We start from the raw sequence: 12,562 nt of genomic DNA on the forward strand, positions 1-12,562 counted from the left end.
TTTCAACACTCTTGCTGTGGGCAAACCACTTGCCAAAAACTTGCGACTTCTGGTTCTTGTTCTGTCGTACTTCATAAAAAATCTTCGCCATACTCTAATAATTTTAATGGTTAATACTCTTGTTAATTACTCTCTGTGTGTCTCAATCCACGTGTGCACTTTGTTTCTTTTTGACGATGCAAAGGTACATAAAAAATCGACGCAAAAATAGCCTTTTTTCGACTTTTCTCGATTTTTTCTTGAAATGTTAAAATGTAAAGAAATAGTCTATAAGTCGCCTCCTCCTATATATACTATCTTATTAATACTGCCTTACCATCTAAGAGATAGTTCGGCAGATTTTACAAAAATCTCGTTAACAATCCACCAGATTCTGCCGTACTACATAAAATGCCCTGCTGGCGGGCTGGAATGGTACATTAGTTCATTAGTTCATTTTGTAAAGTTTAGTAGTGCATCTGTGGGCTCTTATTGCTTTATATAATTTATATATATTATAATATATATAAATTTAATATATAACATAGAATAAATATAGTCTCCACCTCCCCGTTACCCTCTCTCGCCCTCCTGCTTGTGTCTCTTAGAATTGGAAATGAACTAATGAACTAATGTACCATCGTGGAGCGGTATTTTTTACTAAAAACCTTTGGTGCTTACAAATATTTGTGCTATCTTTGCAAGCAGATACGATAAACCATTATGGCAGAAAAAGAAAATAAAATAATTCTATATAAGGATGAGAAGGGAAAGCTGAGTGTAAATACTCTGTTCTCCGACGAAGATGTGTGGTTGACGCAGGCTCAATTGGTAGAAATTTATCAGTCGAGCAAATCAAACATTAGTGAACATCTCGCTAACATCTTTGCCGATAAGGAGTTGGACAAAGATTCAGTAGTTCGGAAATTCCGAACAACTGCTGCTGATGGCAAAAACTATCAGGTACTGCATTACAATCTCGATGTTATCATAGCCCTTGGATATCGTGTTCAATCGCCTATAGCAGTACGTTTCCGTCGTTGGGCAACTCGTTTGTTGCATGAATTTATCCAGAAGGGCTTTGTAATGGACGATGAACGACTGAAACAGGGTGGTAATCGCTATTTCAAGGAGTTGCTGCAGCGCATTCGTGATATCCGTAGTAGTGAGCGAAACTTTTATCAGCAGGTAACAGATATTTATGCCACCTCTACCGATTATGATCCTCGTGCAAAGCTAACTAAGCAGTTTTTTGCTACCGTTCAGAATAAGATGCACTATGCTGTACATGAGCATACCGCAGCAGAGTTGATTTTTGAACGTGTTGACAACGAGAAACCTTTTGTTGGTATGACTAACTTTAAAGGTAACTATGTTACTCGCGACGATGTAAAGATAGCCAAGAACTATCTTACAGAGATTGAACTGCAGCGTTTGAATCTTCTTACATCTCAGTTCCTGGATTATGCTGAGTTCCAGGCCTTAGAGCAAAATCCTATGACAATGGCCGACTGGATTGCTGCTCTCGATGACCAGATATTACGCCTGCGTAAAAACATCCTTGAGGGTGCTGGTACTGTATCTCATCAGGAGGCTATCGAAAAAGCTGAACGTGAATTTGAAATCTATCGCGAACGTGAGATGCGTATGCTTGAGAGTGATTTTGATAAAGCTGTAAAGGGCTTGCTGGATAAGAATAGCCCAGAAAAAGAAAGCTAGTTGTAAGCACTCTCCAAAGCGAGTTAGTTTACATATATTTGTGGCACCTGAGAGGGTGGCAGGAAGTTATACTTATTAAATTAATTACATCAAATACACAGCAACCAAAATGAGGAAAACAAAATGGAGCCTAAAGTTGTACAAGCTCCAACTCAACAGCTCTGAGGGTACGTTGTTTGGCGGACCTGCACAAGTAAAACTTATGAAACTGGTAGAACAGGCTACTGAAAATGACTATCGTAAAAAGCGTTTGTATGATTTCAGAGATCCTGAAACGAACGAGAAATATACTCGAAAATACTCGATAGTGCCCAAGGCAGGTGAAATAATGATAAGCGTGGGTCGTTTTACAACGCCTGATGACTATGCACAGATATGTATTCAGGTAAGCGACAGGGTAAAGGTGCCATATCTGGCTTTGCTCGACTATAAACCGGCATTCAAGGATGCACGCACACTGTTGAAGGTGGTGAAAATAGCCTTTAACAAGATACTGGTGGAGAAGGGGGTGAAGATGGATCTTGAACCTTGGGATATGGACTACGACGAGGCAATGAACATGGTTTCAAGGAACTGCTTTGAATCGTTTCTCTATGGCAAACATCAGGATACCAAGAACCCTTTTTTAGGAGTGGGCTTTGAAGAATTAGCACCCGCATGCAAGAAACTGTTGGAGCAGAAGTTGAAGAAAATGAAGAAGATCAAGAAGCTGAAGATTGTGCATGTAAAGAAGTATCGTGACTATATAGTAGCTACTGATGTGGATGCCGTAATGCAGATACTGCATAAGTTTACGGATGGAAAGATGAGTGCGCAGGCGGTGATGATGGGCCAGCGTGCTCTTATAAAACTGAAGATGCTGAACGAACCTATTCCGTACCAAGTGTTTGTTGCAGAATTCGGTAACGGGAAAGGGCGCGACAGTGCTTCGTATTGCACATACCGTGGTGCGAGATATCAGAAATACGATAATGATGTTGATTTCTTAAACCTCTGTCAGCAACTGGAGGTATATGCACTTGCAGCTTGACCAGAGAACTCCGAATTTTTCGAATTTTTCGAATTTTTCGAATTTCTTGAATTTATGATGAGGCCACTTCCGAAATTCGGAATTGGTCTCTTTTTTTTGTTCAAAAACACATAAATTTGCCCCCACTTAAAATTATAACATATTATTAATTCCCGAGTGAGGGAGTAAGCGCTGAAACCAAGCTCTTTTTTCAGAACAGAAATATGAGAAAAGAACAAGAGTCAGAGTACATCTGGCATGATGGTGTAAGGATTCGCGAGGATCAGTTGGTAAACATGGCTATGAGTGCGGGTAGTTACGCACTGGCCGAACATTACGTGTGTTCGCTATTGGCGCATGGGTGTGCGCATGGGCTCGTGTACCTTATTAATAAGGCTAACGAGATTCGTGAGTACTATCAGGTGCGCAAATATCCTGTGCCCAATATGGACGAGGATAGCGCTAAGCCATCAACCAAATATCGCAGTAGCGTAGAGGACCAGATTCGCAAGAAATATCGCTTCATGACGTCTGATGAGCGTACCAGTCTGTTGCGTGCTTGTCTGGACGAGCTTCGTGCCAACTATCCCAAGCTGTTCCGCTTTAAGAATCAGTGGCAAGGCATCTATTTCGTGATCCACGATCGCCTGGATGCCAGTCTTACCCAATGCGATTTTCTTGGTATGGCCAAGAAGGCTACACCAAGCGGCTGGCCTGCAAGGATTGCCATTAGTGGTAATGAGTTTAAGAATCTGCGTCGCGATTTTAAGATTGAGGATGACGACGAGATGTACTATGAAATGGATTATAACCCACACCGCACACTTTGTGATACGTTCTGGGAGGTAATAAAAGAGTGGATTTGTGGAAAAAATGTGGAAGATTAATCTAATTTGTGGAAAAAAAGACGGAAAAAAGTTGATATGACGGAATCGCCGTTTGACGCACTTTTTTATGCCTACATTTGCATCGTCAAAAGGAAATAAACCTCCTGGCGACGATGCAAAAATAGTTTATAAATGTAAAATTAAAAAAGTGAAGAGAAAATGAAACAAAGAGTACTTTATGTAGAAAGCTACGCAGAGATTGACCATGTGGTGAGCAGGGACTTGAGCGGCGACTATGGTGTGGCTCGTAGTGCTGAAAAAATCATGGAGCAGGTTGGAGATGAGGTGAGTGCAGAACTGCTGGAAATGCTGCGCTGGCAGCTGTTAGGCTTCTGTAGGGAGATGCAGCGAGAGATGGCCGAAGACATCCTGTTTTTCGCACTCTGCCATGTGGTACGCACCACGGGGTGCCCATCGGTAGATTATGTGCTTGACTGCTGCTACACGCTGATAGCCTTAGAGCATGGTATTGAGAGAAAACAACCAGAAGAAGATGATGAATGCTAAAAAAATATACAAATGAAGAGCTTGATGATTGATGTAACAACCCATACGAATGGCTATTCGCTGGCGATTGGCAAAGATGAATTTATGTATTATACGGCTGAAGGCTTGCTGGCTGGTTTTTCTGTAAGATTGGGTTTGGAACGATTGCATACGATGAATCATCGTGAGATTGATCGCCTGATGGATGCGGCACGCGACGGTAGCCTGCCCAAGCGCCTGCAGAAGGAGGTTGACGCGCTGAATGCCCAAATAAAGGAGCAGAAAAAACTGATAGCACAGCTGAGGCGTGAGAATAGAGAATTAAAACAGAAGTATGAAGATGAAGAACCTTTACGGTATAGAAATTAAGTGCTGCTGCGCATCGTGCGAGCATAAGGTGATTGACTTTGAAGGGATACGCACCTGCAAGCTGATGGGACTGAAAGTACAGCAACGTTTTAAATGCAGCAAGTGGCAGATAAGCTGCGGCATGAGCAAAGCCGGAAGTGCTCAAGGTGTAGTACGCCACATCATAACTAAAGAGATCATTATAGATTAGTTACTAACCGAGTCAATGGGCCCAACGACTCACTAAAAACTTAAGAATTATGCGAAAATACGTTGAAATTAGTGAAGAGGTGCTTAAAAGCATCATGGAAGGAAAGTTTGTGCAGGGTTCATTGCACTATAACGAGCAGGCCAAGCGTATCGACTTTAACCACTATAAGCGTAAGAAACGCTTAAAGGATAAGGTAATAGCTATCCTGGAACACGGCTGGCTGAAAGAGAGCCCTAAGAGAGTGAAGTACTACATCTCGCTGAAGAAATCCATTGGTACAGCACGTATGATTGCTGCCATGGAACGTGAAAACCGAGTGGCCAGCAGTCATCTGATGGATCGAGAGATTGTAGATAGAGTTTAACTTAAAAATTGGAATATATGGAAAAGAAACTGTATAAAGAAGTAAAGAAACTTGGATACAAGGTAATTGACTTTTATTGTCATTGGAGTTTCTATCGTCGTAAGAAAGATAAGCAGATTATGCTGACTGCCCGTAAAGGTGACCTGTTGGCACGCGACATCTTTAGACTGATAATTGACAATGTTGAGCCAGATGCTGAAGGCCTGGTAATAGCCATGATTGGCATTATGCAGAGCAATAATTACCTGAAACTTGCGTTGCCTATGACTACTGGCAAGGAGGCACAGAAGCTGATAGAAGATTTTGATAAATTATTCTATGGTGATTCATGGCGATGGGTAAAGCACGACCACATGCAGATAGGTTATGATTTCTTTTTTGGTGGTCACAAAGTTGATGGCGACAAGCTTAAGGCAACAATCGACAATATGCTTGCCCACGAAGATAGTAATAACGAATAAAAAAGGAGGTTGAATGAGTTTTTGTTATCAAGAAAATACGCACTTCTCTCAGGCTGCTCAGTGCAGCCGAGAGAACTTCTGGAAAGAGATAAAAAAGAGCTCTACCAGATGGAAGATTGAAAGCCGAAGAAGCATACTGCAGGCAGTGGCCAATCAGGATGAGGCTGCCATTAATAAATGGTTGAAGAATGAGGATTACCAGAAGTTTCTGACTAAGAAATGCAGCATGAAAAAGGAGGCTGCCAAGCAGAAGTTTATGGCTAAAAGCAACGAAGAGAAGTTGTTGGCCTATGCCCAGGAACTGAAGGATAACCTGACAGCCTTTATCTTCAGTTGTCGCGAATTTGATGCGAATGTAACGGCTAAAGGAACACCTTTCAGACATCGTAGATTGGCTGGCTGCCATCTGAACGGACTGGTGATGCTGGATATTGATCATGTGGATAATCCCATGGAAGTGTGGGAGAAGCTGCAGCAGAACGAGGCACTGATGGCTCTCACCAAGATGGTACATATTACCAGCTCGAAGAAAGGTGTGCGCATTGTGTTTGCCGGCAATGCCAAGATTGGAAACCTGGCAGATAACCAGATTTGGTTTGTAAATGCCCTTGGTGGCTATACACCCGATGCATCGTGCATTGATGCCACTAGAAACTCTTTTGCTCCCTTAGAGGAGGATATTTTATACATTGATGACTCAATATTTGATTATTATGACGAAGAATTTGACAAGAAATACACAGCTGATTATCGCGCCAAAAAGACGCAACCCTTACATTACAAATTTCCTGCTGGCGATGGCGCTGACAGCAGTAGTAACCCTGAAACTGCTGCTGTGGCCCACCAAGATGGCCAACTGTGCGCTGACCAGAGTAGGGAGGTGGATGATCATGAAGTGGAAATAAAGTGGCGAGATTATGATATACAGTGTATTATTGATAAGCGCTATGGCGCAAAGCTGCCCTGCGCAGCCGATTCGAATAGACACAACGAGAGTCTTAAACTGGCAAGCGACCTGCTGGTACTGTTTGATGGCGACAGAAAACTGGTGCAGCGGATACTTGAACGACAATCGTGGGTGCAGGAGATTATCGAGGAGCGCGACGAGAATGTGGCACAGACGGTGGCATCGGCAGCAGAACGCATGGCCGACCGCGAAAAGAAGTACCTTACCCAATGCCCTTCGAAAGCTATGCAAGAGGCAATTAGCCAAGCGTGCGGCCAAACATGGAAACAGATTACGCAGGGCGAAACGACAGACGCCGCCACCATAGGTGAGGAAGAGATTGAGCAGTGGCTATGGGATTGGGGCGAGAAGATTGAGGCGCTATTCCCTTACTATCCTGCACTGCAGGATGCCTGCAAGGGGCTGAAGCGCAACCAGTACCCTGCAGCCCTGGTAGTATCAGGCGCCCTGATGATGACGCTGATGACACGCTGCACGTACCGCTTCTACCACCGCCCCTCGAAGCTGCGCCGACTGAATGCCTCGGCCCTGATTATCGGCGATCCTGCCAGTGGTAAGAGTTTTGCCACCCGCTTGTACGAGTTCCTGGCTGCGCCCATCGTGGCTGCCGATAAGGCGGGTAAGGATACGATTAACCGCTACCGCGAGGAGATGAAAACCAAGGGCGCCAACAAAGAGAAGCCCAAGAAGCCTAAGGTAGTGGTGCGTGTACACCCCTCGCGAACCAGTAACGCCCAGTTTATCCAGGATATGGTTAACGCCGTAGAAAACGTGGATGGCACGGACATGCAGCTGCACATGTTGACGTTTGATACCGAGCTGGATAACACGCTGAGTGTGCAGAAGGGTGGCAGCTGGATTGACAAGCAGAACCTGGAGCTGAAAGCTTTCCACAACGAGGAGGATGGTCAGGCGTACTCGAACATGGATTCTATCATGCAGGATTTTAACGTGACTTGGAACTACGTTTATACCGGCACGCCCATCGCCTTGAAAAAGAAGGTGAACGAACAGAACTTCGGTTCTGGATTGGCTACGCGATTAACCTGCATCCCTCTGCCCAGCACGCACTTTGAAATGATGGATCTGGACGAGGAGGTGGATGAGGACAGCGATAACCGCCTGCTGGAGTGGGCCAAGAAGTTGGACAAGACCAAGGGCGAGCTAAGCATCAAGCGCATTGTTCGCACCATGTACGACTGGACGGCCCGCCGCATGGCCGACGCCAAGGATAATGAGAGTAAGGCCGATGAGATGCTGCTGAAGCGCTGCGCCTACCACGGCATTAACTACTCGGTACCCTTTATAGTGATGCGCCACTGGGGTGAGCTGCACCAAGAGGGTGACTACTGGTGTGGTGAGTTTGAGACGGACGAGATCGACGACCAGTTGGCTGAGTTAATCGTAAACATCCAGTTTGCCTGTCAGCGCCACTACTTCGGTTCTTTAGCTGAGAAGTATTTCGACGATAAGCTGCGTGATGCATCAACCAATCGTCGCCACCGTCAACGAACCATCGAGGACTTTAATAGATTACCTGAGGAATTCTCGATCGACGATGTGGCGAATAGCTTACACCTTTGCATTAGTTCGGCTCGAACTCGCGTAAAGCGTTTGCTAAAAGATGGCGCCGTGGTGAAGTGTGGTGAATATGTTGAGAATGGTGCGTGCAAGCATCGCTACAAGAAAAAAGCCGTGCTTGTATTCTAAGAGTGGTACATTAGTTCATTGGTTCATTAGTTAAAATGAACAATGTAAAAAATGAAAAATGTAAGAATGTAAAAATTAAGAGTATGGAACCTATAGTACAGCTGAACAGTAAAGCAAACCTCTCCGAGCATTTTGTGCTCGGGGAGTTCACCAGGAGCAAGTATCCTGAGGTTTATAATATCCCAAGTCATGAGGCAATTGCTAACCTAAAGCGATTGTGTGTTTGGCTAGAGGTATTGCGAGAAAGGGTAGGGCATCCGATTATCATCAACTCTGGTTATCGCAGTCCGCAGTTGAATAAAAAGGTTGGGGGAGCGCCCACCAGTAATCACTTAACGGGGTGTGCGGCGGATATCCGCACCAGTGGTATGGAGCAGGCCATCTGCTATGCCGCCATCCTTATCAACTATGCCAAGGAGAGCCATCAGGACTTCGACGAGCTACTGATTGAAAAGAACCGCTACGGCGCCATCTGGCTGCACTTTGCGGTGCGGCCGAAAGAAAACAGACGTAAGATCGCTTTTATACAAACGTAGAAAGAATGCGTGTTTATTCTTTCGGGAGGGGCTTGGATTTGCGGTAGCCCATGCCGGTGACATGGCAGATGAGTTTGCCGTCCTGGTTGGTGACGCTAACCTGTACGGATGGAATCTTATGGTGATCGGCTACGAAGGTGGCTTCGGCCCTAAGATGGTCGCCCTCGATGGCGCTGGCCACAAACATGATGTTGTTGGAGATGCCGAAGGTGAGCTCGCCGTGCTGGTTCATCAAGGCAGCGATGGCAAGGTCGGCTAAAGTAAACAGAGCGCCACCCTGGCACACATGGCCACCATTCAGGTGCATGGAGGTTACGGTCATCTCTGCTACAGCGTGCTGATCGTTTACCTCCACAATCTTGCAACCAGCGTTGGCTGCAAAATGGTCGGTCTGGTTTAGTAATTCCTTAATATCCATGATTGTACTGTTTTTGCGTGCAAAGATACACAAAAATATTATTTATTAATGGCAATTAACATAGTTTAAAGGAAATAGTGTTAAATGATAGTGCTGAAAGGACCAACTTTCGGCACTATTTTTTAAATTTGCACCTTGTAATGAAAGCGAAATTGACAATTGTACTTTTACTGCTTGGGGTGATACAGGTATTGGCCCGTCCGCAGTTGCACGACCTGGACATACGGGTGGTGCTCGACAGGAATGGCGATGCCCTGATTACTGAAACACGACAGATGACCATTGACAGTGAGGGTACAGAGTGCTATATCGGCTTGGCGAACATGGGACCAAGCATTGTGAAGAACCTGACAGTGACCGACGAAACGGGCGCCCGTTATGTATATACGGATTGGGACGTGAACCAGAGTCGCAGTTGGAAACAGTATAAATGTGGTATTGTTACCACCAAGCGTGGCTTTGAGTTGTGCTGGGGATTGGGTGCCGAGGGCGAGCGCACGTACACCACCACCTATGTGATGACTGGACTGGTGCGCGGCTATCCCGATGCGTGTGCCATCCGCCACGTGTTCCTGGATACCGCTGTATCGCCAAAACCCGAGCATGCCCGCGTGGCTATTACCACGGCCGACAGCACGATGGTGATTAACGAGGACTCGTGCGGCGTGTGGGGCTTTAAGTTCGAGGGCGAGATATGGATGCAGGATGGCTTTGTGATGGCCGAGACCACCAAGCCCATGAGCAGCGAGGCTGGCTTGTACCTGATGGTGAAATTTCCCAAGAGCATGTTTGAGCCTGCCGTATGGGAGAACGATACCTTTGAGAACAAGAAAGAGGAGGCCTTTGAGGGCAGCGACTACGTGTACGATGAGGACGACGAGGATGATATGAGCCCGTTTGAGTGGGTGCTGTTTATCCTGTTTTACGGCGGTGCAGCCTTGGTGGTTATAGGTGGTGCTGTGTGGCAGATGTACCGTGTATGGCGAGCCAAGCGCCAGCTGAACAAGGGCTTGATGTGGTATCGTGGCGTGCCGCTGAACGGCGATTTGCAGGAGGCAAACAAGATACTGAATGCTTATAAATATTTTAACAGCGATTATAATAACCTGATGTCGGCTTGTATCCTGAAACTGATCAGTATGGGTATTATTACCATTGAGACAAAGCCTAACTCGAAGGGTAAGATGGAGCCTAACTTTGTGATGCACGACTATAAGGATATTGACAAGCAGCCTGTACTGATGCGCCAGCTGTACAAGATGTTTAAGGACGCAGCAGGCAGCGACAGGATACTGGAACCTTGGGAACTGAAATCGTATATGAGGAGTAGAACCCACCAGAGTGCTATCGACCAGTTTATCACTACCTTGCATGCCAAGAAGGATCTGTCGAAATATTCACCATACGATAAGGACGTGAACGAGGTGTTTGGATTGCGAAAATTCTTGAAGGAATTTACACTGCTTGACGAACGCGAACTGAAGGAGGTGAAGCTGTGGAAGGATTATATGATTTATGCCACGCTGTTTGGCATAGCCGATAAGGTGATTAAGGAGATGAAGCAGGTGAACCCTGCCTACTTTGATATGGACCGTGTGGCCAGTACCATGGCCGACAACATGACGCTGCCACTGATTTACAGTACCCTGCAGCGTAGTACATCGAGTGCTGTGGCTGCCAAGGCAGCACGCGAACACCGTGCAAGCGGTGGTGGCGGACACTCGTCGTGGGGAGGCGGCGGAGGCGGCTTCTCGGGCGGCGGCGGAGGCGGCGGCGTGAGATGATACATGAAACGATTTAATAATTAAGGAACGTATAGCGAAAATGAAACTGAAAGTAAATCGCACAACCATCGAGTTGTTTGAGGGCGCAGAGATTCGCCATGCTCTGGTTACTTACCTGACCAGAAGACGGATGAGTTTGAAGTTTTTGGAACAGTTAGAAGTACGCGACGTGTGGGGGCATGAGGTAGATCTGGATGCGCCCGCAAGTGCTTTTACACAAATCAGACTAACATTTAAGGAGCAATGATGAAAAAACTTGTTTTGGCATCGCTGATACTGCTGGCAGGACTGGGTGTTCGGGCCGGCGAAAAGAAAGAGCTACACATACTGAGTGCTAACGATATGCATGCGGCTATAGAGTGCATGCCACGCGTAGGATTCGTGGCCGACTCGTTGCGTGCCCTGTATCCCAACCTGCTGGTGCTGAGTGCCGGCGATAACCGTTCGGGCGAACCCCTGAACGATATGTACGAGATACCTGCCTATCCGATGGTGGCGCTGATGAATATCATAGGTTTTAATGCTACCACACTGGGCAACCACGAGTTCGACTCAGGACAGGAGGGTTTGGCTAAGCTCATCAGCATGTCGGCTTTTCCCACGCTGTGTGCCAATGTGCAGCCCGATGCCAAGTGGAACATGCACGTAAAGCCTTATCAGGTGTTTGATTGCGGCGGTATCAAGGTGGGCATCGTAGGCGCTGTGGCGCTGGGTACGATGGGTATCCCCGAGAGTCACCCCAAGAACACCACGGATATTAAGTTTACCGATCCCCTGGAGACTTTGCAGCAGTACCGGTTCCTGCGTAAGGAGTGCGATGTGGTGCTGTTCCTCTCACACCTGGGCTTTGAGAGCGATGTAAGGGTGTCGAAGGACCTGCCTTGGGTGGATATCATCGTAGGCGGGCACAGTCACACCCAGCTGAAGGGTGGCGAGATGCACAATGGCTTGTTTATCACCCAGAACAAGAACCGTCTGGCTTGTGTCACCCATACCACACTGACGCTTGAGGATGGCAAGGTGGTGGATCGCCAGGCCGAGAACATCGCCATTCGCGGTGGTAAGAACGAGAACAAGGTGATTAGGGGGCTGGTAGATTATTTCTCGCAGAACCCTGCCTTCTACCGTGTGCTGGCACAGGTGGATACGCCATTTGAGTGCTACGAGGAATTAGGAAATATGATGTGCGATGCCTACATACATGAGGGTAAGGCCGACCTGAGTTTCCAGAATCCGGGTGGTGTGCGCTACGAAACCAAGCCCGTGGGTGGCTTTACCGTGGCTGATGCCCTGCGACTGGACCCATTCCAGAACGAGGCTATCGAACTGCAGCTTACAGGTAAGGAGCTGATAGATATGATGAAGAAGTGCTACGACAACGATAACCAGGGATTCCCCTACGTAGGTGGTATGAAGGTAGAATACACCGTTGACCCAGCAACCAAAGAACTGAAAAAGGTGGTGCTGTATGGTGAGGACGGTAAGAAGCTGAACCTGAAGAAGACCTACAAGGTGATTACCAACAGCTATACGGTGGCCATCAGTTCTACTAACCGCAAGGACCCAGGTAAGGGTATCGGTAAGATTACAGCGCAGCTGATTATGGACTATCTGGAGCACCAGGGCCATGTGAGCTATCAGGGCAGCAGAAGAATTTTTAAACAATAACCAATAACCTATTAT

14 protein-coding genes are annotated in these 12,562 nt (G+C 46.5%); 13 read left to right on the top strand and 1 reads right to left on the bottom strand.

All coding sequences use genetic code 11. The annotated features are described in order from the left end of the window. Positions 1 to 702 precede the first annotated feature (702 nt). From T500_RS0104745 to T500_RS0104790, 10 genes are all read left to right on the top strand, one after another. The gene (locus T500_RS0104745; protein WP_028907155.1) at positions 703 to 1,698 is read left to right on the top strand and encodes a virulence RhuM family protein; all 996 of its coding nucleotides are present in this window, start codon (positions 703 to 705) and stop codon (positions 1,696 to 1,698) included. 109 nt (positions 1,699 to 1,807) lie between these two features. Beyond that, positions 1,808 to 2,728, top strand: a complete 921-nt coding sequence (locus T500_RS0104750) for a hypothetical protein (RefSeq protein WP_155267434.1) — start codon at positions 1,808 to 1,810, stop codon at positions 2,726 to 2,728. 203 nt (positions 2,729 to 2,931) lie between these two features. Then, positions 2,932 to 3,594, top strand: coding sequence for a hypothetical protein (locus T500_RS0104755; RefSeq protein ID WP_028907157.1), 663 nt, complete (start codon positions 2,932 to 2,934; stop codon positions 3,592 to 3,594). A gap of 159 nt (positions 3,595 to 3,753) precedes the next feature. Further along, positions 3,754 to 4,101: a hypothetical protein gene (locus T500_RS0104760; protein WP_028907158.1), complete on the top strand. Its 348-nt coding sequence runs from the start codon at positions 3,754 to 3,756 to the stop codon at positions 4,099 to 4,101. A gap of 12 nt (positions 4,102 to 4,113) precedes the next feature. Further along, positions 4,114 to 4,449, top strand: a complete 336-nt coding sequence (locus T500_RS0104765; RefSeq protein WP_028907159.1) for a hypothetical protein — start codon at positions 4,114 to 4,116, stop codon at positions 4,447 to 4,449. After that, entirely contained in the window at positions 4,415 to 4,639 is a 225-nt protein-coding gene (locus tag T500_RS16850) for a hypothetical protein (RefSeq protein WP_155267435.1), read from the top strand. Before T500_RS0104765 ends, T500_RS16850 begins: the two co-directional genes overlap by 35 nt. Before the next feature lie 49 nt (positions 4,640 to 4,688). Continuing rightward, positions 4,689 to 5,003 carry a hypothetical protein gene (locus tag T500_RS0104775; RefSeq protein WP_155267436.1) on the top strand — a complete coding sequence of 105 codons (315 nt, stop codon included), beginning with the start codon at positions 4,689 to 4,691 and terminating at the stop codon, positions 5,001 to 5,003. A gap of 17 nt (positions 5,004 to 5,020) precedes the next feature. After that, the gene (locus T500_RS0104780; RefSeq protein ID WP_028907161.1) at positions 5,021 to 5,464 is read left to right on the top strand and encodes a hypothetical protein; all 444 of its coding nucleotides are present in this window, start codon (positions 5,021 to 5,023) and stop codon (positions 5,462 to 5,464) included. Between the two features lie 13 nt (positions 5,465 to 5,477). Next, a complete protein-coding gene (locus tag T500_RS0104785) occupies positions 5,478 to 8,141 on the top strand; it encodes a BT4734/BF3469 family protein (protein WP_028907162.1) in 2,664 nt (887 codons plus the stop codon). Positions 8,142 to 8,224: 83 nt separating this feature from the next. Continuing rightward, entirely contained in the window at positions 8,225 to 8,677 is a 453-nt protein-coding gene (locus tag T500_RS0104790) for a YcbK family protein (RefSeq protein WP_036908536.1), read from the top strand. A 13-nt stretch (positions 8,678 to 8,690) separates the two neighbouring features. On the opposite strand, the gene T500_RS0104795 is transcribed toward T500_RS0104790, so the two are convergent. Continuing rightward, positions 8,691 to 9,095, bottom strand: a complete 405-nt coding sequence (locus tag T500_RS0104795) for a PaaI family thioesterase (RefSeq protein WP_028907164.1) — start codon at positions 9,093 to 9,095, stop codon at positions 8,691 to 8,693. A gap of 140 nt (positions 9,096 to 9,235) precedes the next feature. On the opposite strand from T500_RS0104795, the gene T500_RS0104800 reads away from it, so the two are divergent. The 3 genes from T500_RS0104800 to T500_RS0104810 are packed head-to-tail and all read left to right on the top strand — an operon-like array spanning position 9,236 to position 12,547. Further along, complete coding sequence (locus tag T500_RS0104800) at positions 9,236 to 10,879, top strand: DUF2207 family protein (RefSeq protein WP_028907165.1); 1,644 nt, start codon at positions 9,236 to 9,238, stop codon at positions 10,877 to 10,879. 40 nt (positions 10,880 to 10,919) lie between these two features. Then, on the top strand, positions 10,920 to 11,126 hold the full coding sequence (locus T500_RS0104805; protein WP_028907166.1) for a hypothetical protein: 207 nt from the start codon (positions 10,920 to 10,922) through the stop codon (positions 11,124 to 11,126). Next, positions 11,126 to 12,547 (top strand): bifunctional metallophosphatase/5'-nucleotidase, encoded by a 1,422-nt coding sequence (locus tag T500_RS0104810; RefSeq protein WP_196243469.1) that lies wholly within the window; start codon positions 11,126 to 11,128, stop codon positions 12,545 to 12,547. The genes T500_RS0104805 and T500_RS0104810 overlap by 1 nt, the downstream gene beginning before the upstream one ends. Positions 12,548 to 12,562: the final 15 nt, after the last annotated feature.

The sequence above is a fragment of the Xylanibacter ruminicola Ga6B6 genome, from assembly GCF_000687715.1.
GTDB classification, from domain to species: Bacteria; Bacteroidota; Bacteroidia; order Bacteroidales; family Bacteroidaceae; genus Prevotella; species Prevotella ruminicola_B.